The sequence below is a fragment of the Campylobacter sp. CNRCH_2013_0671h genome (assembly GCF_025773055.1).
GTDB classification, from domain to species: domain Bacteria; phylum Campylobacterota; class Campylobacteria; order Campylobacterales; family Campylobacteraceae; genus Campylobacter_D; species Campylobacter_D lari_D.
Window position 1 is genome coordinate 14,451 of sequence record NZ_JAKMTG010000012.1, and the last position, 19,055, is coordinate 33,505.

Annotated in this window: 20 protein-coding genes and 1 pseudogene; 16 read left to right on the forward strand and 5 right to left on the reverse strand. The window is 30.0% G+C overall.

The window, feature by feature from the left end; all coding sequences use genetic code 11:
• Positions 1-6 precede the first annotated feature (6 nt).
• A complete protein-coding gene (locus L8X97_RS07425; protein ID WP_220566615.1) occupies positions 7-777 on the reverse strand; it encodes an IclR family transcriptional regulator in 771 nt (256 codons plus the stop codon).
• Between the two features lie 237 nt (positions 778-1,014).
• On the opposite strand from L8X97_RS07425, the gene L8X97_RS07430 reads away from it, so the two are divergent.
• The 12 genes and pseudogenes from L8X97_RS07430 to fusA all read left to right on the forward strand — a co-directional run bounded on the left by L8X97_RS07430 (position 1,015) and on the right by fusA (position 11,736).
• Positions 1,015-1,923 (forward strand): dihydrodipicolinate synthase family protein, encoded by a 909-nt coding sequence (locus L8X97_RS07430; protein WP_220566616.1) that lies wholly within the window; start codon positions 1,015-1,017, stop codon positions 1,921-1,923.
• Positions 1,920-2,183: a UxaA family hydrolase gene (locus L8X97_RS07435; RefSeq protein ID WP_133319930.1), complete on the forward strand. Its 264-nt coding sequence runs from the start codon at positions 1,920-1,922 to the stop codon at positions 2,181-2,183. Before L8X97_RS07430 ends, L8X97_RS07435 begins: the two co-directional genes overlap by 4 nt.
• A 2-nt stretch (positions 2,184-2,185) precedes the next feature.
• Complete coding sequence (locus L8X97_RS07440; protein ID WP_220566617.1) at positions 2,186-3,352, forward strand: UxaA family hydrolase; 1,167 nt, start codon at positions 2,186-2,188, stop codon at positions 3,350-3,352.
• Between the two features lie 21 nt (positions 3,353-3,373).
• Positions 3,374-4,165: an SDR family oxidoreductase gene (locus L8X97_RS07445; protein WP_220566618.1), complete on the forward strand. Its 792-nt coding sequence runs from the start codon at positions 3,374-3,376 to the stop codon at positions 4,163-4,165.
• Between the two features lie 15 nt (positions 4,166-4,180).
• The gene (fucP, locus tag L8X97_RS07450) at positions 4,181-5,425 is read left to right on the forward strand and encodes an L-fucose:H+ symporter permease (protein WP_220566619.1); all 1,245 of its coding nucleotides are present in this window, start codon (positions 4,181-4,183) and stop codon (positions 5,423-5,425) included.
• Positions 5,426-5,427: 2 nt separating this feature from the next.
• Complete coding sequence (locus tag L8X97_RS07455; RefSeq protein ID WP_133319926.1) at positions 5,428-6,222, forward strand: amidohydrolase family protein; 795 nt, start codon at positions 5,428-5,430, stop codon at positions 6,220-6,222.
• Complete coding sequence (locus L8X97_RS07460; protein WP_133319925.1) at positions 6,198-6,515, forward strand: L-rhamnose mutarotase; 318 nt, start codon at positions 6,198-6,200, stop codon at positions 6,513-6,515. Before L8X97_RS07455 ends, L8X97_RS07460 begins: the two co-directional genes overlap by 25 nt.
• 13 nt (positions 6,516-6,528) lie before the next feature.
• Positions 6,529-7,968: an aldehyde dehydrogenase gene (gene aldA, locus L8X97_RS07465; protein ID WP_263660793.1), complete on the forward strand. Its 1,440-nt coding sequence runs from the start codon at positions 6,529-6,531 to the stop codon at positions 7,966-7,968.
• Between the two features lie 159 nt (positions 7,969-8,127).
• Positions 8,128-8,654: pseudogene (locus L8X97_RS08445) on the forward strand (CatA-like O-acetyltransferase).
• A 72-nt stretch (positions 8,655-8,726) separates the two neighbouring features.
• Entirely contained in the window at positions 8,727-9,110 is a 384-nt protein-coding gene (gene rpsL / locus L8X97_RS07470; RefSeq protein WP_012661187.1) for a 30S ribosomal protein S12, read from the forward strand.
• 67 nt (positions 9,111-9,177) lie between these two features.
• Positions 9,178-9,648, forward strand: coding sequence for a 30S ribosomal protein S7 (gene rpsG, locus L8X97_RS07475; protein WP_012661188.1), 471 nt, complete (start codon positions 9,178-9,180; stop codon positions 9,646-9,648).
• Between the two features lie 12 nt (positions 9,649-9,660).
• Positions 9,661-11,736 (forward strand): elongation factor G, encoded by a 2,076-nt coding sequence (fusA, locus tag L8X97_RS07480; RefSeq protein WP_039617755.1) that lies wholly within the window; start codon positions 9,661-9,663, stop codon positions 11,734-11,736.
• Positions 11,737-11,767: 31 nt separating this feature from the next.
• Here fusA and L8X97_RS07485 read toward each other — a convergent pair whose 3' ends face one another.
• The 4 genes from L8X97_RS07485 to putP form a co-directional block, all read right to left on the reverse strand.
• Positions 11,768-12,250 carry a pyridoxamine 5'-phosphate oxidase family protein gene (locus L8X97_RS07485; protein ID WP_220566621.1) on the reverse strand — a complete coding sequence of 161 codons (483 nt, stop codon included), beginning with the start codon at positions 12,248-12,250 and terminating at the stop codon, positions 11,768-11,770.
• A gap of 67 nt (positions 12,251-12,317) precedes the next feature.
• Positions 12,318-13,688: a hemolysin family protein gene (locus tag L8X97_RS07490; protein ID WP_133319921.1), complete on the reverse strand. Its 1,371-nt coding sequence runs from the start codon at positions 13,686-13,688 to the stop codon at positions 12,318-12,320.
• 87 nt (positions 13,689-13,775) lie between these two features.
• On the reverse strand, positions 13,776-14,747 hold the full coding sequence (locus L8X97_RS07495) for a putative transporter (protein ID WP_133319920.1): 972 nt from the start codon (positions 14,745-14,747) through the stop codon (positions 13,776-13,778).
• 1 nt (position 14,748) lies between these two features.
• Positions 14,749-16,227: a sodium/proline symporter PutP gene (gene putP / locus L8X97_RS07500; RefSeq protein ID WP_263659886.1), complete on the reverse strand. Its 1,479-nt coding sequence runs from the start codon at positions 16,225-16,227 to the stop codon at positions 14,749-14,751.
• Between the two features lie 134 nt (positions 16,228-16,361).
• Between putP and L8X97_RS07505 the strand changes: the two genes are divergently transcribed.
• From L8X97_RS07505 to L8X97_RS07520, 4 genes are all read left to right on the forward strand, one after another.
• On the forward strand, positions 16,362-17,567 hold the full coding sequence (locus L8X97_RS07505; RefSeq protein ID WP_263662982.1) for a saccharopine dehydrogenase family protein: 1,206 nt from the start codon (positions 16,362-16,364) through the stop codon (positions 17,565-17,567).
• Positions 17,568-17,600: 33 nt separating this feature from the next.
• Positions 17,601-18,272 carry a molybdate ABC transporter permease subunit gene (gene modB / locus L8X97_RS07510; RefSeq protein ID WP_263662984.1) on the forward strand — a complete coding sequence of 224 codons (672 nt, stop codon included), beginning with the start codon at positions 17,601-17,603 and terminating at the stop codon, positions 18,270-18,272.
• A gap of 55 nt (positions 18,273-18,327) precedes the next feature.
• Complete coding sequence (locus L8X97_RS07515; RefSeq protein ID WP_240387661.1) at positions 18,328-18,531, forward strand: class I SAM-dependent methyltransferase; 204 nt, start codon at positions 18,328-18,330, stop codon at positions 18,529-18,531.
• A gap of 124 nt (positions 18,532-18,655) precedes the next feature.
• Complete coding sequence (locus tag L8X97_RS07520) at positions 18,656-19,015, forward strand: hypothetical protein (protein WP_133319916.1); 360 nt, start codon at positions 18,656-18,658, stop codon at positions 19,013-19,015.
• The last annotated feature ends 40 nt before the right edge of the window (positions 19,016-19,055 follow it).

The window sequence follows — 19,055 nt, forward strand, 5'->3', positions numbered from 1 at the left end:
GGATTTTTATTGATATATATTTTCTAATTCCGGAAAATATAATTTTAAATCTTGTTCTATTTTGTATTTTTCTTCTAGTAAAATTTTTTGATTTTTTTCTTTAAAATTTGCATTTGAGTAAAATATATGATATGAAATACTAATTGCAGCTATAATTTTTTCATCGTATTCAATTCCTATAGCCATACACTCAATTTCTGGGTTCATTTCCCCACTTTCTAATGCTATTTTATTTTCTTTGATAGAAGATAATTCTTCGTAAAGCTCTTTTAGATTATTTAATGTATTTGGTGTTATTTTCTCAAAAGGATTTGGATAAATTTTTTCAAGCTCTTTATAGGTTTTCTTTTCTAGTAATGCTTTTCCTAAAGATGTAGCGTAAGCTGGATATGAAGCACCGACAAAAGACTTGATTTGTATTTGATTATCCGAATCAAGTTTTTCTAAATAAAATACATTTCCTTCTTTTAATATTCCCATTTGGCATGTTTGTCCTGTTAAGTTTCTGATGTTTTTCATATGTTTTTTAATTAATTCTAATGCGCTATTTTTTATTGAAATACAACGGCTAATTTCTAAAATTTTATAATCTAATGTGTAAAATTTATTTTTATCACATTTAATGTAATTTTTAGCTTGTAAAGTTTGAAGTATAGGAGAAAGTGTCCCTGGAGGGATATTTAAATCTTTTGCAATAGAGCTTAGTGTATTTTTTTGATTATTATTGCCCAATAATTCTAAAATTTTTAAAACTCTTAATGTTGGTTGATGTGTCATTTTACTCCTTTTTCAATAGATAAATTCTATCATATTTTTTACTTTTAGTAACATTTTTAATAATATAAAAAATATTTTCTATTAGCAGTTTTTGCTTTAGATGATTGATTATAACTACTTTTATAAGACTTTTGTATTGTTTTTTTATCATTTTGATGTTTTTAAAAATTTCTATTTTTAGCTATATTTTTTGTATATAAAAATATTTTTGTATATACAAAAAATGAAAGGAAAAATATGGGAATATTAAAGGGAACTTTACCAGCCTTATTAACTCCATATGATATGAGTGGAAATATTAATGAAAACGAATTTATTAAATACTGCGAATTTGGTATCTCAAAAGGTTTAAATGGATTATTTTGTAATGGTAGTGCAGGAGATTCTCAAGCTTTAGGTATAGAAGAGCAAGTCAAAATAATGAAACTTACAAAAGAAGCTGCAAAAAATAATATCCCTGTTATTACAGGTATTGCATCAACAGTTTATCAAAATACTTTTACTTTGGCACAAAAAGCATATGAATTAGGGCTTGATGCTTTATTACTTGCTATGCCTTATTATTATAAATTAAGTGAAGATGCACTTTTTGAATATATTAAAGATTTATCTTCTAAAGTGAAGCTTCCTTTGTATATTTATAACATCCCTCTTTTTGCACCAGCACTAAGTTTGAAATTTATAGAAAGAGTTTCAAAGCTTGATAATGTTGTGGGTATAAAAGATAGCAGTGGAGATGCTTTACTTTTAAATCATATATTAGATGTAGTGCCTTGTGATTTTGATGTTTTTGTAGGAAGAGAAGAATTTTATGCAGGAGCACTACTGATAGGGGCAAAGGGTTCTATGACTAGTATAGGTGGTGTTTTTCCAGAACTTATGAGTGAAATTTATAAATCAATCAATGAAAAAAATATAGATAGAGCTTTGCTGATTCAAAAAAGTTTATTAAAAGTTATAAGATTTGGTATGAGTATGGCTTTTCCTATGGGATTTGCTTTGCTTTTAAAAGCTAGAGGATTTGAATTTGCAAATACAAGCATCCATCCTTTATCGCATGCTACAAAAGAAGAATTAAATACTCGTTTTAATGAAGCTAAAGAACTTGTTAAAACTATAGAAAAAGAAACGGGTATAAAATTATGAAAGCCTATATTATAGTCAATGAAAAAGATAATGTCGCTACTGCTTTGCGTGATTTTAAAAAAGGTGAAATCGTGGAAAATATAGAACTTTTAGATGATATTGCAAGTGGACATAAATTTGCACTAAAAGATATAAAAAAAGATGAAGTTGTCATCAAATATGCAGAAGCTATAGCTAGTGCAAGTTGCGATATTAATAAAGGTGAATGGGTGCATATTCACAATAGTGCAGGTATTAGAGGTCGTGGGGATAAGGAATAAATATGAAAAAGATAATGGGTTATAGAAGAGAAGATGGAAAATTTGGCTTGAGAAATAAAGTCATTATTATACCAAGCGTGCATTGTGCTAATAAGGTGTGTGAAAATATAGCCAAAAAATGCAATGGGGCAGTATATATTAATCATCAACATGGCTGTTCTCAACTTGAATTTGATGCTTTGCAAACTAGAGATGTTTTAATAGGCCATGGGAGTAATGCTAATGTTTTTGGTGTTTTAATTGTAGGACTTGGTTGTGAGGTAATACAAGCGAAAATAGTAGCTGAAAAAATAAAAGAAGCGACACCTTATAAGATGGTTGAATATTTAGTAATACAAGAGTGCGGTGGTAGTAAAAATACCATAGAAAAGGGTGTTAAAATAGTAAATCAAATGCTTGAAAATGCTGCAAAATTGGAAAAAACAGATGGGGATTTTAGTGATTTGATTTTAGGTACAGAATGTGGTGGTAGCGATAGTTATAGCGGTCTTAGTGCCAATCCTGCTTTAGGAAGTTTAAGTGATTTTGTAATTGATGAAGGTGGTGCAGTAATTTTAGCAGAAACTACAGAGCTTATAGGGTGTGAAGCTATACTTGCTAAGAGAGCAAAAAATGATGAAGTAGCTAAAAAGGTATATGATAAGATTTTAGGCTATGAGAATTTAGTTAAATCTTTTCATGCTGATATACGCGGAGCAAATCCTAGTCCAGGAAATATTGCAGGTGGGCTTAGTACTATAGAAGAAAAGTCTTTAGGTTGTGTTTATAAAGCAGGTACTAGAACTTTAATGGATGTGATTGATTATGCTAAACCTGTAATTTCCAAAGGACTTACTTTTATGAATACGCCAGGTAATGATATAGAACAACTTAGTGCTATGGTGGCAGGTGGAGCAAATATTTGTGTTTTTACTACAGGTCGCGGTACTCCTACAGGTTCAGCTATTGTGCCTACTATTAAAATGAGTTCTAATACTTTTTGTTATGAAAATATGAATGATGCTATTGATATTAATGCAGGAAGTATTATAGATGGGATTAAGACAAAAGAAGAAGTGCGTGATGAGCTTATAGATTTGATCATAAGAATTTCAAATGGAGAATTGGTAAAGGCAGAGTTAAATGAACAAAATGATTTTTCAGTTTGGAGACTTGCTACAACTTGCTAAATTAATAAAAAAGGATATATTATGGATTTAAAAATTAAAAACAAAATTTGTATCATCACAGGTGGTGCTAAAGGGATTGGTTATGGTATTGCTAAATTATGGGCTTTAGAAGGTGGGATTCCAATTATTTTTTCAAGAAGTGAAATTTCTAAAGAAAAAGATGATGAACTAAAAGACATTTGCGGAAATTATGGATTTTATCAAATAGATTTAAAAAATACAGAACAAATTTCAACACTTGTTAAAAGTGTTGTTAATATATATGGTGGAATTTATGCTTTGGTTAATAATGCTGGAGCAAATGATAATTTACATATAGAAGATGCTACAACTGAAGAATTAATTAAATCTTATGAAAATAATCTTTTTCATTATTATACTATGACTAAAGAATGCTTACCATATATTAAAAAGCAACAAGGAAGTATATTAAATATCACAAGTAAAACCGGCTTAACAGGACAAGGTAGAACTTCAGCTTATGCTTCAGCAAAAGCTGCTCAAATAGGTTTTACAAGAGAATGGGCTTGCGCTTTTGCAAAAGATAATATTAGAGTTAATGCTATAGCACCAGCTGAAGTTATGACTCCTCTTTATGAAAAATGGTTGTCAAATTTTCCAAATCCAAAAGCTCAATATGAAAAAATAGCAAAATGCATACCATTAGGTCATCGTTTTACAACTATAGAAGAAATAGCAAACACAGCAGTTTTTACACTAAGTCCTCTTGCTTCACACACAACAGGACAAATTTTAACTCCTGATGGTGGATATATCTATTTAGATAGAGCTCTAAATTGGGATGAAATTTAATAACAAGGAGGATATATGTTAAATAACTCTAAAAATATAAAAATAGCAATTATTTTAGTAACTTCTCTTTTCTTTTTATGGGGAGTTAGTTATGGACTGATTGATGTGATGAATAAGAATTTTCAAAATCATTTACATATCACTCAACATGAAAGTGGATTTTTGCAACTCGCTTATTTTGGTGCTTATTTTATCATAGCATTACCTGCTGGATATATAGCAAATAAATACTCTTATAAAATTGGTATTATTTTTGGGTTAATCTTGTATGCAATAGGTTGTTTATTGATTATTCCAGCTACAAATTTAGCTAATTTTTACTTATTTTTATTTGCTTTTTTTATTTTAGCTTGCGGTATTGGTTCTTTGGAAACTAGTGCTAATCCTTATATGGTGAAACTTGGTGATGAGAAAAATGCTAGTTTTAGAATTAATGCTGCTCAAAGTTTTAATGGTTTGGGTCAATTTTTAGGACCTATCATAGGTGGAGCTTTGTTTTTATCTATTACAAAACAAGAAGAAGGTGCAAGTAAAGAACAAATAGAAGCTGCATTACTTGCTAATATGGGTAATGTCCAGTTAGTGTATGTTGGTATTGCAGCAATTGTTATTTTGATCTTGATTGCTTTTGCATTGAATAAAATTCCAGAAGGATCAGCAGTAAGTAGTGATTATGAACAAAAAGATACCTCAAAACCTATTGGAGTTTTTAAGCATAAACATTTTAATTTTGGATTGCTAGCACAATTTTTGTATATAGCAAATCAAGTTAGTGCAGGAGCTTTTTTTATAAATTATCTTAGTGAGCATAATGAAAATCTAAAAGATGAACAAGGGGCTTATTATTTTTCGATAGCTTTAATTGCTTTTATGTTAGGTCGTATTTTTTCTACGCCTTTGATGAAGAAAATTAAAGGTGAGACTATTTTAGGATGGTATTCTTTTATTAATGTGATTTTATGTGTATGCTTGTATTTTGCTAGCGGATTTATTAGTATAGTTATTTTAATTGCATTATTTTTCTTTATGTCCATTTCTTTTCCTACTATTTTTGCAGTTGCAACAAAAAATCTTCCTTTTAATCAAGTGAAATTAGGTGGTTCTTTACTTGTTATGAGTATAGTTGGTGGTGCTATTATGCCTATTATCATGGGTTTAATTAATGATTATTTTGGAACAAGCATGGGATATTTGGCTATGGCCCCATTATTTTTATATGTATCATGGTATGGTTTTTTTGGTTCTAAAATAAAGGCTTAAAAATGCAAAAAATTTTTGATTCTCATTTGCATCTTTGGGATTTAAGTAAAATGCCTATTTCGTGGATAAAAGGCAATAATAGATTGGAACAAAATTATGATTTTTTAAGGGCAAAAAATGAGTATAAAGAATTTGATTTTTTAGGTGCGATGTATGTTGAAACAAATAGTGATGATTTGGAAAAAGAAGCTTTATTTGCATTAAAGCAAAAACAAGAACATGGTCTTTTTGTTTGTTTAGCTGATTTAAAGTACAAAGAACACTTATGTGCTTTTAGAGAGGTAATGCATACTAGTAAAAAGGGTGCTAAGAGACTATTTGAAGCAGATTTTAAAGAAAAATTAGAACTTCTAAATGTTTTTAATATACCTTTTGAAGCTTGCATGAAAAATGAAGAACTTTGGATATTGGAAAAGTTTTTATTTGATAATCCTAATTTAAAAGTAGTTTTAAATCATATGGGCAGTCCTAAAATTAACTATTTTGATGAATATAAAAAAATATTACATAAATTAAAAGATTTCCCAAATTTATGGATAAAAATTTCCGTACCAGATGATTTTACGATAAAAATTCATAGAGATTTTATATCTCAATGTTTTTCATTTTTAAAGAATGTTTTTAGTGAAGATAAATTTATATTTGGTAGTAATTATCCTGTGGCAAAAATAGCTCCAGCTAAATGGGCTAAATTTATCATAGAAGGAAATATTTTTAAAGATTTGGACAAGATATTTTATAAAAATGCTTTATCAATTTATAAGGAGGATAGGTGCAAAGATATGGTCAAATTATAAAAATTAAAAAGGAAAAAATACAAGAGTATAAAGATCTTCATGCAAAGCCTTATAAAGGTGTTTGTGAGATGATTAAAGAATGTAATATACAAAATTATTCTATTTATTTATTTGGAGAATATTTGTTTGCATATTTTGAATATACAGGTGTTGATTTTGATGCAGATATGGCTAAGATGGCAAAAGATAAAAATACACAACAATGGTGGAAAGTTACAGATCCCTGCCAAATATCTTTAGCTCATGCAGGACAAAAGTGGCTAAATATGGAGGAAGTATTTCATTTAGATTAAAAAAGGAGAAAAAATGACAACTTATTTAAATTATATTGATGGCGAATTTATCCCACACAATGGCGAATTTATAGAAGTTTTAAATCCCGCTACCAAAGAAGTAATATCAAGAGTAGCAAGTGCTTCTTTAGAAGATACACAAAGAGCAATTGAAGCAGCTAAAAAGGCACAAAAAAATTGGGAAGCTAAACCAGCGATTGAAAGAGCAAATCATTTAAGAGAAATAGCTAGTTTAATACGCAAAAATGCTAATTTTTTAACAGAAATTTTAATGCAAGAGCAAGGAAAAACTAGAGCTTTAGCTAGTGTAGAGATTAATTTTACGGCAGATTATATGGATTATACCGCTGAATGGGCTAGAAGGTATGAAGGCGAAATTATACAAAGTGATAGAGCTAATGAGCATATATATTTATATAAAAGTGCCATTGGTGTAATTGGTGGAATTTTACCTTGGAATTTTCCATTTTTTCTAATCGCAAGAAAGATGGCGCCTGCTTTACTAACAGGCAACACCATTGTTATAAAACCAAGCAGTGAAACTCCAAATAATGCTTTTGAATTTGCAAAGCTTGTCTCGCAAAGTTCTTTACCAAAAGGTGTATTTAATTTAGTTGCAGGTAAGGGTAGTGTGGTAGGACATGAATTATCAAGTAATGAAAACATAGGTATGGTAAGTCTTACAGGGAGTGTTGAAGCAGGAACTAGAGTGATGGAAGCTGCAGCTAAAAATATCATTAAGGTTTCTCTAGAACTTGGCGGAAAGGCACCGGCTATAGTGTGTAAAGATGCAGATATTGATTTAGCGGTAGAAGCGATTAAGGCAAGTAGAATTTGCAATAACGGACAAGTTTGCAATTGTGCCGAAAGAGCTTATGTGCATACAAGTGTTTATGATGAATTTGTAGATAAATTTGTAAAAGCCATGAGTAAAGTAAGTGTTGGAAACACTTTGAAAGGCGATTTTGATATGGGTCCGCTTGTCAATCAAGCAGGGGTTGATAATGCTTTAGCAATGCTTGAGAGAGCTACGAATAAAGGAGCAGTTGTAGAATGCGGTGGAAAAATCACCGATACAAGCGGATATTATTTTCCTGCAAGCGTTCTTACAAATGTTAAGCATGAAGATGAGATCATGCAAAAAGAAATTTTTGCTCCGATTTTACCAATTACTAAATTTGATACACTTGATGAGGCAATTGATATGGCAAATGATTGTGAATATGGACTGACAAGTTCTATTTATACGCAAAATTTAGATATAGCAATGAGAGCTAGTAGAGAAATAAAATTTGGTGAAACTTATATTAACCGTGAAAATTTTGAAGCAATGCAAGGATTTCATGCAGGTTTTAGAAAAAGTGGCATAGGTGGAGCTGATGGAAAACATGGTCTTGAAGAGTATTTAGCTACCCATGTGGTTTATTTACAATACAATACCAATAAACAATGATTTCAATCCTATCTATTTTTTTAGATAGGATTTGCTGTAATCTTTAAATTTAAAGGATAATAATTTGAAGATTATAGATTTAAAAACTTACTCAAGAAAAGAGCATTTTGAATTTTATACTAAATTTCCCTGCTCTTTTGAATTAAATGTTAATTAGATATTAGTAAATTTTATTCTTTTGTTAAAAATCAAAAATATTCTTTTTATGGTAGTTTTATCTATTTTTTAAGTAAAAATGTTAATTTAATACCTGAATTTAAATTATACTTAGAGGATGATAAATTAATTTGTTTTGATATTATCCATCCGAAAGTTATACCGCTTTTTGTGAAAAATCAAAGACTTTTTGTGTTTTATGGACTGAATTTAATGAAGATTTTCAAAACTTTTTACATAATTTCGAGCAAGATAAACAATTCATTAAAGAAAACACTATGTTTGTAAAAGAGAATATTAAAAATTCTTTTAATATTTCAGCAATCCCTTGGATAAATTTTTGAGAATTTCTCTTTACATTTACATAAAAAAGAAAATTATTTTTTTCCTATTCTTACAAGTGGGAAAATTATCAAGAAAAAAATCAATGTTTTATTCCACTAAGTATTAATGTAAATCATGCAAGCACCAATGTTTATCATGTGAGTTTGTTTTTAGAAAATTTGCAAAAAGATTTAAATTGTTTTTAGTTTATATTTTTGTAAGTAAAATTTAGATATTATCCAAAGTTTATTACATTTTTTTTAAAGAAAGGAATTATTGTGCCTACCATAAATCAATTGGTTAGAAAAGAGCGCAAAAAAGTTTTAGAGAAATCTAAATCTCCAGCGCTTAAAAATTGTCCACAAAGAAGGGGAGTTTGCACTAGGGTTTATACAACAACCCCTAAAAAACCAAACTCAGCGTTAAGAAAAGTTGCCAAAGTAAGACTTACAAGTGGCTTTGAAGTTATTAGTTATATCGGTGGTGAAGGTCACAACCTACAAGAACACAGCATTGTTTTAGTGCGTGGTGGTAGGGTAAAAGACTTACCAGGTGTTAAGTATCACATTGTTCGCGGTGCCTTAGATACTGCAGGTGTTGCAAAAAGAACCGTTTCTCGTTCTAAATATGGTGCAAAACGCCCTAAAGCAGCAGCTAAGTAATAAAATTGCAGACAAATCCGTTAGATTTGATTTTGTTTGAGTAAAATTATAAATTTGAAGGAAAATTATGAGAAGAAGAAAAGCTCCGGTAAGAGAAGTCTTGCCAGATCCGATTTATGGAAACAAAGTAATCACAAAATTCATTAATTCTTTAATGTATGATGGTAAAAAAAGCACAGCTACGACTATTATGTATGGTGCTTTAGAAGCTATCGATAAAAAAGGTGGAGAAAAAAAAGGTATAGAAATTTTTAATGATGCTATTGAAAATATTAAGCCTTTATTAGAAGTTAAATCTCGTCGTGTTGGTGGTGCTACTTATCAAGTGCCAGTAGAAGTACGCCCAGCTAGACAACAAGCTTTAGCTATAAGATGGATTATTTCTTTTGCTAGAAAAAGAAGCGAAAGAACTATGATAGAAAAATTAGCAGCAGAATTATTAGATGCAGCTAATAGCAAAGGTGCTTCATTCAAGAAGAAAGAAGATACTTATAAAATGGCAGAAGCTAATAAAGCATTTGCTCATTATCGCTGGTAAGAGGAGTAAAATATGTCAAGAAGTACTCCTTTAAAAAGAGTTAGAAATATAGGTATCGCAGCTCATATTGATGCAGGTAAAACAACTACTAGTGAGAGAATTCTTTTCTTTACAGGTATGAGTCATAAAATTGGTGAGGTGCATGATGGTGCAGCTACAATGGACTGGATGGAGCAAGAAAAAGAAAGAGGTATCACAATTACTTCTGCTGCTACAACTTGTTTTTGGAAAAACCATCAAATTAACCTTATAGACACTCCAGGCCACGTTGACTTTACAATTGAAGTTGAAAGATCAATGCGTGTTTTAGATGGTGCAGTTGCGGTATTTTGTTCAGTAGGTGGAGTTCAACCACAATCAGAAACTGTTTGGAGACAAGCTAATAAATATGGTGTTCCAAGAATTGTTTTTGTAAATAAAATGGACAGAATTGGTGCAAATTTCTTTAATGTTGAAGAACAAATCAAAAATCGTTTGAAAGGTAACCCAGTTCCACTTCAAATTCCAATCGGTGCTGAAGATAATTTCAAAGGTGTAATTGATCTTATTACCATGAAAGCTTTGGTATGGGAAGATGAAAATAAACCAACTGATTATGTAGAAAAAGAAATTCCAGCTGAACTTAAAGAAAAGGCTGAAGAATATCGCACAAAAATGATAGAAGCAGTTTCTGAAACAAGCGATGAATTAATGGAAAAATACCTAGGTGGTGAAGAGCTTACTCAAGAAGAAATCAAAGCAGGTATTAAGGCAGGATGTTTAAGTCTTTCTATGGTTCCTATGCTTTGTGGTACAGCTTTTAAAAATAAAGGTGTTCAGCCATTACTTGATGCTGTTGTTGCTTATTTACCAGCTCCTGATGAAGTTGCTAATATTAAAGGTGAATATGAAGACGGTACAGAAGTTTCTGTAAAATCAACTGATGATGGTGAGTTTGCAGGTCTAGCATTTAAAATTATGACTGACCCTTTTGTTGGGCAATTAACTTTCGTTCGTGTGTATAGAGGAAGTTTAGAAAGCGGTTCTTATGCATACAACTCAACAAAAGATAAAAAAGAAAGAATCGGTCGTCTTTTGAAAATGCACTCTAATAAAAGAGAAGAAATTAAAACTTTATATGCAGGAGAAATCGGAGCGGTTGTTGGACTTAAAGACACACTAACCGGTGATACTTTAGCAAGTGAAAAAGATAAGGTTATTTTAGAGAGAATGGATTTTCCAGATCCTGTTATTTCAGTTGCTGTTGAGCCTAAAACAAAAGCAGATCAAGAAAAAATGTCTATTGCTTTAAATAAATTAGCTCAAGAAGATCCAAGCTTTAGAGTTTCAACAGATGAAGAAAGTGGTCAAACTATCATTTCAGGTATGGGCGAGCTTCACTTAGAAATTATTGTTGATAGAATGCTTCGTGAATTTAAAGTTGAAGCCGAAGTAGGTCAACCTCAAGTTGCTTACCGTGAAACTATTAGAAAAACAGTTGAGCAAGAATACAAATACGCTAAACAATCAGGTGGTCGTGGACAATATGGTCATGTATTCTTAAGACTTGAGCCACTTGAACCAGGTAGTGGATATGAATTTGTAAATGATATCAAAGGTGGGGTAATTCCAAAAGAATATATTCCAGCAGTTGATAAAGGTGTTCAAGAGGCACTACAAAATGGTGTTTTAGCGGGATATCCTGTTGAAGATGTTAAAGTAACTGTTTATGATGGAAGTTACCACGAAGTGGATTCTTCTGAAATGGCATTTAAACTTGCAGCTTCTATGGGCTTTAAAGAAGGTGCTAGAAAAGCAGGTGCTGTAATCTTAGAACCTATGATGAAAGTTGAAGTTGAAACTCCAGAAGAATATATGGGTGATGTTATTGGTGATTTAAATAAACGCCGTGGTCAAGTAAATTCAATGGATGAAAGAGGTGGTAATAAAATTATTACGGCATTTTGTCCTTTGGCCGAGATGTTTGGTTACTCAACCGATCTTAGAAGTCAAACTCAAGGCCGTGCTACTTATTCTATGGAATTTGATCACTATGATGAAGTTCCAAAAAATGTTTCTGAAGAAATTATCAAAAAAAGAAATGGTTAATCTATCAAGATGGGCAAAAGCTCATCTTGAATTATTTATGTCCTTTTGAATTAATTAAATTAATTGTTCCTTCATTAATTTCATATGCTTTTCCAAAACCTTTAACATATCTTCCATTTTTCAGTATAATCTGAAATAAATGAAAATCTTGCATATTTTTAATGACTTGGATTATTTCTTTATTGTTTTCATTTTCATAAGTATTTAATACTTGTTCAAATAGCTGATTATCTCTTGTTATTTCTACACTCTCTACTCTAAATTTAAGCCTTTTTCTTGCAAAGATTGATATGCAATCTTTTTCATCTTCTATAAACATAATTTCTATGTTTTTATTATTGTAATTTACTCCTTCAAAGTGTTCGGCAATTTCACTAATATAAATATAAAAGTCATTTTTGTTTTTTATAATAGGAGTATATGAACATATGGTTTGATTGTTTAAATTTAAAGACGATATCATAATGCTTTTGCATTCTTGTATAAATTGATTAATTTCATCATGTAGTTGCATAAAAATTTTCCTTGTAAGTTAAAATGAATAAGATTTGAGGGTTATAGAAAAGTAAAAGAAGAGTTTGCTACTCTTCTTCATCAGTATTTTTGCGTACAACTTTAATGCGTTCTATGCTATTTCCATCCATCTTTTTGACTTCGTAGTAGCAAAATTCATCTTCTATTCTATCTCCAACCACCGGTAAGCGTCCTAAAAGATTGAAAACATATCCACCTATAGTGACTTGTTCTAATTCTTCATTAAAGCGTATATCAAGCATTTCTTCTACTTCGCTAATTTCATATCTTCCTTGAAATTCATAAATGTTTTCTGCAAGCTTTTTAAAATGTGGACTAGAATCATCATGCTCATCGTTAATATCACCAACAATTTCTTCCATAATATCTTCCATAGTTAAAAGACCAGCAGTTCCGCCATATTCATCTACTACTAATGCTGTATGTACTTGTTCTTTATTCATCATGAAAAGAACTTTAGATATACTAATATTTTCTGGAACTAGGATCATTTTGATGAGAAAATCATCTAAATTTTTCTTATCTTTGCTAAGTTCATTTTGCATAATGTCTCTAATATGCACCATACCTAAAATGATATCTTTAGAACCATCTATGTATGGAAAGCGTGTATGTTTATACTGACAAACTATTTGCATATTTTCTTCATAGCTTTTTTGTTTATTAAGACAAATCATATCTTTTCTAGGTGTCATGATTTCTTTTGCTACTGTATCTGAAAAATCGACAGCATTGCGTATGATTTCAGTTTCAAATTCATCCAAAACTCCACCTTTTTGGCTTTCACTCGCAATAAATTTAATCTCTTCTTCAGAGTGACTTAATTCGTGTTCTTTGGCAGGTTTTATACCTATAATTTTTAAAGAAACTGCAGCTAAAAAGTCAAATGTTTTAATGAAAGGTAAGAAAAGTAACCAAAACAAATGCAATGGTCTTGCAACCCATAAAACAGCTCTATCTGCAATGGCTATAGCAATGCTTTTTGGGACCAACTCGCCTAGCACAACATGCAATAATGTGATAATAGCAAAAGCAATAATAAATGCTATGGTATGGATTAATGCTGGAGCTAAACCTAAATTTGCTAGAGGAACTTCAAGAATTTTAGCAATAGCAGGTTCGCCTATCCAACCAAGAGCAAGAGAGCTTAGCGTAATACCAAGTTGGCAAGCACTTAAATAAGTATCTAGTTTTGAAGTGACTTCCAAAGCTTTTTTTGCATTGCGTTTTTTCTCTTTTACCATTTCTTCAAGTTTTGATCTACGCACTTTAACAATAGCAAATTCAGATAAAACAAAAAATCCATTTAAAAGCACTAAAGCTAATGCAACAAGAATCATAAAAGTAGAATAGCCTATATCAATAGAGGCAACAGTAGGTAGTGTTTGATTTAAGTCTAAAGATTGACTGGGGTCCAAAAAAACTCCTTTAATAAAATTTCGCAAAATTATATCAAATCAAAACTATAAAATTAGCTTAAAAATAATGATATATTTTAAATTAATTTAATGTTTTCTATATTCTATATTTTTTTCAAATTCATCTAAACGCTTGTAAATACTACGAAGCTGTGTGATAGTTGTCCAGTTGGTAATAAAAATGCTAAATGAAGATCTAACCTGGTCAAAAGCATTACCAACTTGTATGATAATTCCAAGTTGTATAAGTCCTAAAAATAAACTTGGAGCCATGATTAAAAAGGGTACTATAACCATGATTTGCTCAAATAAATAAAGCCATATATTAAAATACCCATAATGTAAAAATAATCTTTTATAATTGATTTTAAGCCCGGTAAATAAACTTAAAATACTTTCATCGCTTGCATAATTTTTTCTATCATCTTCAGCAAAAACAAGTTCTTTTCTAAAAGCAGCTTCGGCTTTTTGATTGTTATATTCTAGTCCAGGTAGTTTTATACCTACAAACCATGATATAACTAAACCTCCTAAAGAAACCAAAAATGCAATCCATACTAAAGAGCCATTAATATCTTTTAAGATAGGTAAATTAACATGTGCACTTAACATCCATAAAATTGGCACAAAAGCAACTAAAGTCATAATTGCTTTGACAAAAGCTAACCCTAAACTTTCTATGATTTTTGAAAAATTATAGATATCTTCTTGAATTCTTTGCGAACTACCTTCTATGTTATCATCTTTTTTTTGCCAAAATTTAATATAATCAAAAGTCATAGCCTCGCGCCATTTAAAAGCATATATGCTTCCAAAATATTGCGTGATAGTAGCGATTAATACATAAGGCAGTGCTAAATATAAAAATTGTTTAATAAAATGATAAAAATCATTTATGCTATGATTTTTTGCATCTTGTAAAACATCGTAAAATTCTTTATACCATTCATTTATTGCTACATTAATAGAGGTTTGTGCTAATAAAGAAGACAATAAAAAAAACAGACCCAAGTAAGCCCATAAAGCCCATTTTTTAGAATAAAAAAAAGATTTAAACATTTTAAATTTCTTTCAGCATTTTTTCATAATGTTTTATTGTATGTTTTTTTGCTTTAAATATTATACTAAAAATCATAATAAAACAACTTGCGACTAAAAATCCAGGAATGATTTCATAAATTTCTATAAAATTTGAACCAAAATGCTTATAAAATACAACAGTTAAAGCCCCGCTAACCATTCCAGCTATTGCACCTTCTTTGCTCATATTTTTATAAAATAAAGAAAATAAAATAACGCTTCCAAAACTAGCTCCAAAACCTGCCCAAGCATAAGAGACTATGCTTAAAATTTGACTTTGAGTATCAAGTGAAAGTATAAAAGCTACACACGCTACAATCAAAACACCTAAGCGTGACAACAAAGTAATATTTTTATCATTTGTTTTTCTTTTTAAGATTTGTGTATAAAAATCTTGTACCAAGCTAGAAGCGCATACTAGCAATTGAGAACTTGCAGTACTCATAATGGCTGCTAAAATTGCACTGAGTAAAATTCCAGCCACCCAAGGGTTAAAAAGCACTTGAGACATTACAATAAATATTCTTTCAGGATCATTTAAAGTAAGATCAAATTTAGCTATATAAGCAATACCTAAAAATCCTATCATAGCAGCACCAAATAGAGAAATTACCATCCAAGTTATGCCTATAAAAGTCGCAGTAGGAATTTCTTTTACATTTTTTATAGAAATAAAGCGAATTAAAATATGAGGTTGGCCAAAATATCCAAGTCCCCAGGCCAAGGTTGATGCTACCACTAGCCAACCACCACCATCTAAACCAAAAGCTTGAGGTTTTACATCATTTATAGTAGAAAAAGCTTCGCCAAAGCCGCCAAGTTCAAAAATCATCACAAAAGGAATGATGATTAATGAACTCATCATTAAAAGTCCTTGTATCATATCAGTCCAGCATACGGCTTTATAGCCACCTAAAAAAGTATATAAAACAATAACTAAAAATCCAATACTTAATGCAAAAATATAAGGCAAATTAAATACACTTTCAAAAAGTTTAGCACCACTTACTAATCCAGCACTAATGTAAATAGTAAAAAATACTAAAATAACTACCGCACAAATACTTCTTAAAATATGTCTATCATCATGAAAGCGACTTTCAAAAAAATCAGGAATTGTAATACATTCTTTGGCTATTTGAGAAAAAATCTTTAATCTTTTAGCAACAAAGGTCCAGTTTAGAAACATACCAAAACTTAAACCTATGGCTATATAAATTTGTCCCAATCCAGCTGCGTATAAAGCACCGGGAAAAGCCATTAAAAGCCAACTACTCATATCAGAAGCACCTGCACTTAAGGCAGATATTACCGGCCCCATTGATGCATTTCCAACAAAATAATCTTTACTATTTTGATTTTTTTTGTAAAAATAAAAACCTATAAAAAGCATTAAAAATGCATAGGTAATAAAAGTAATAATAATAGGATAAGAAAATTCCACACTTTGTAAATTCATAAGTGTCCTTAAAAAATTTAAAAAACCATCATTTTACTTGTTTTATTTTAAAAAAACATTATAAAAATTATTTTTTATTTCAATGCTTTATAAAGTTTTTTTGTTACAATTTTCAAAAAAATTAAGGATAGTTAATGAAAAATCTTTTAATTATAGGTGCAGGTGGTGTAAGTTGCGTTGCAACTGTAAAATGTGCAATGAATAGTGATGTTTTTAGTAAAATAACTCTAGCAAGTAGAACTAAAAGTAAATGTGATGAAATAGCAGCTTTTATAAAAGAGCGTTTAGGTATAGAAATTCAAACTGAGCAAATAGATGCAGATGACACATCTGCTGTTGTAGAGCTTATTAAAAAAATAGGAGCTGAAATTTTATTAAATGTGGCTTTGCCTTATCAAGATCTTGCTTTAATGGATGCGTGCATTCAAACTAATATCCACTATGTAGATACTGCAAACTATGAACATCCTGATTTGGCTAAATTTGAATATAAAGAACAATGGGCAAGAAATGATAAGTTTAAACAAGCAGGAATTTTAGGACTTTTAGGCAGTGGATTTGATCCAGGTGTTACTAATGTATTTTGCGCTTATGCGCAACAAAATTTATTTGATGAAATTTATTATATTGATATACTAGATTGTAATGCAGGTGATCATGGATATGCCTTTGCAACTAATTTTAACCCTGAGATAAATTTAAGAGAAGTATCTGCTAAGGGTCGTTATTGGGAAAATGGAAAATGGATAGAAACTGAACCTATGGAAATAAAAATGGAGTGGGATTATCCTGAAGTAGGAGTAAAGGATAGTTATTTGCTTTATCATGAGGAGCTTGAAAGTTTAGTAAAAAATATCAAAGGTCTAAAAAGAATAAGATTTTTTATGACTTTTGGACAAAGTTATTTAACTCATATGAAATGTCTTGAAAATGTTGGTATGCTAGGTATTAAACCTGTTATGCATCAAGGCAGAGAGATAATACCAATAGAATTTTTAAAAACTTTACTTCCTGATCCTGCTAGTTTAGGTCCTCGTACTAAAGGTTACACTAATATAGGTTGTGTAATCCGTGGTGTAAAAGATGGAAAAGATAGACAAGTTTATATTTACAATGTTTGTAATCACGAAGAATGCTTTAAAGAAACTGGAGCGCAAGCTGTGAGCTATACTACAGGTGTCCCTGCTATGATAGGTACGAAATTAATTGCTAAAGGAATTTGGCAAGGAAAAGGTGTGTTTAACATGGAAGAATTTGACGCCAAACCTTTCATGGATGAGTTAAATACCCAAGGGCTTCCTTGGAAAATTATAGAAATGGAGCCAAATTTAGGAAAATAATCTCAAGTTTTTTTGACTTGAGAAAGTTTTACAATGACGCAATTATTATTAAGTATAGATTGGACGCCTTTTTTAGTTTCCATAAAACTTTCTATTATTACTTGTATAATTTTGTTTTGTTTTTGCATACCTCTTGCTTGGGTTTTTACTTTTAAGCAATTTAAGGCAAAAAAAATTCTAGAAACTATAATGACCTTACCTTTAGTTTTACCACCATCTGTTGTTGGTTTTTACTTGTTGATTTTATTTTCAAAATATTCTTTTTTTGGAGAATTTTTAGAAAAATATTTTAATATCACTTTAGCTTTTACTTTTGAAGGCTTGGTAATAGCAAGTTGCATTTACTCTTTACCTTTTATGTTTAATCCTTTATATAATGCAATGTCCTTAATTTCTAAAAATATTATAGAAGCAAGTTTTTCTTTGGGAAAAAATTCTTTCATCACACTTTTTAAAGTAATCTTACCAAGTATCAAACCAACTATGTTCAGTGCTTTAGTAATAAGTTTTGCACATACTATGGGCGAGTTTGGCATAGTATTAATGATAGGTGGTTCTTTAAGCGGGGAAACAAAAGTAGCTAGTATTGCTATATATGAAAGTATGGAAAATTTAGATTTTGCTACAGCTCATATTTATAGTCTCATACTTTTAATTTTTAGTTTTGTTGTTTTGTTAAGTGTAAATTTGTTAAAAAATAAATAACAAAGACTTATTTTATTGTATAATTAATTTATATCTTAAATTTAAAGGAGAAATGATGGATAATTCACTATCAGGATATACTAAAAAATATGACAATGAAGGATATGGCTTACAATATCCAGATGGACATGTTATAAGATTTTATGAGAGAATCTTAAAATACAAATTAAACAAAACAAGTGGAAATTTACTTGATTTTGGTTGTGGAAATGGAGTTCATTCTAAGTATTTTCAAGATGTAACGGGGGGGGGATATTAATGCTTATGGTATAGATATTGTTCCTAGCTTAAAAAATACTTGGAAAAAAGATCCTAGGATAAATGAAAATAATTTTCATGTTATTACACCAAATTCTAGTTTTAAAAATTTATTTAATGTAAAAATGGATTTTATTTTTGCAAATCAAAGTTTATATTATCTACCAAACAAAGACTTTCAAAAAACTATTGAAGAATTTTATGATTTATGTAATGATGGAGCAATAATTTTCGCGACAATGATTAGCTCTAAAGCTTATCAAGAATTTGTTGCAGGAGATGTTAAAGATAATGGTTTAGTGGAAGTAAAATCTAGTCCAAGATTAAATGGCGAATCTACTTATATAAATTTTACAAATACGATTGAAGAATTAAAAGAAAAATTTAAACCTTTTAAACCATTATTTTGGGGAGATTATGAATTAATAAATTTATATAATTTTGAAGGAAGTATACAGCATTTTATTTATATAGGGGAAAAATAATTTTACTATGATAAAGACTTTATCAAGTCTTTATCATCAC

Bases quoted from the DNA above. Each gene is read 5' to 3' on its own strand.
- L8X97_RS07425 (WP_220566615.1), bottom strand. From the start codon at position 777: ATGACACATCAACCAACATTAAGAGTTTTAAAAATTTTAGAATTATTG.
- L8X97_RS07430 (WP_220566616.1), top strand. From the start codon at position 1,015: ATGGGAATATTAAAGGGAACTTTACCAGCCTTATTAACTCCATATGAT.
- L8X97_RS07435 (WP_133319930.1), top strand. From the start codon at position 1,920: ATGAAAGCCTATATTATAGTCAATGAAAAAGATAATGTCGCTACTGCT.
- L8X97_RS07440 (WP_220566617.1), top strand. From the start codon at position 2,186: ATGAAAAAGATAATGGGTTATAGAAGAGAAGATGGAAAATTTGGCTTG.
- L8X97_RS07445 (WP_220566618.1), top strand. From the start codon at position 3,374: ATGGATTTAAAAATTAAAAACAAAATTTGTATCATCACAGGTGGTGCT.
- fucP (WP_220566619.1), top strand. From the start codon at position 4,181: ATGTTAAATAACTCTAAAAATATAAAAATAGCAATTATTTTAGTAACT.
- L8X97_RS07455 (WP_133319926.1), top strand. From the start codon at position 5,428: ATGCAAAAAATTTTTGATTCTCATTTGCATCTTTGGGATTTAAGTAAA.
- aldA (WP_263660793.1), top strand. From the start codon at position 6,529: ATGACAACTTATTTAAATTATATTGATGGCGAATTTATCCCACACAAT.
- rpsG (WP_012661188.1), top strand. From the start codon at position 9,178: ATGAGAAGAAGAAAAGCTCCGGTAAGAGAAGTCTTGCCAGATCCGATT.
- fusA (WP_039617755.1), top strand. From the start codon at position 9,661: ATGTCAAGAAGTACTCCTTTAAAAAGAGTTAGAAATATAGGTATCGCA.
- L8X97_RS07485 (WP_220566621.1), bottom strand. From the start codon at position 12,250: ATGCAACTACATGATGAAATTAATCAATTTATACAAGAATGCAAAAGC.
- L8X97_RS07495 (WP_133319920.1), bottom strand. From the start codon at position 14,747: ATGTTTAAATCTTTTTTTTATTCTAAAAAATGGGCTTTATGGGCTTAC.
- putP (WP_263659886.1), bottom strand. From the start codon at position 16,227: ATGAATTTACAAAGTGTGGAATTTTCTTATCCTATTATTATTACTTTT.
- L8X97_RS07505 (WP_263662982.1), top strand. From the start codon at position 16,362: ATGAAAAATCTTTTAATTATAGGTGCAGGTGGTGTAAGTTGCGTTGCA.
- modB (WP_263662984.1), top strand. From the start codon at position 17,601: ATGACGCAATTATTATTAAGTATAGATTGGACGCCTTTTTTAGTTTCC.
- L8X97_RS07515 (WP_240387661.1), top strand. From the start codon at position 18,328: ATGGATAATTCACTATCAGGATATACTAAAAAATATGACAATGAAGGA.
- L8X97_RS07520 (WP_133319916.1), top strand. From the start codon at position 18,656: ATGGATTTTATTTTTGCAAATCAAAGTTTATATTATCTACCAAACAAA.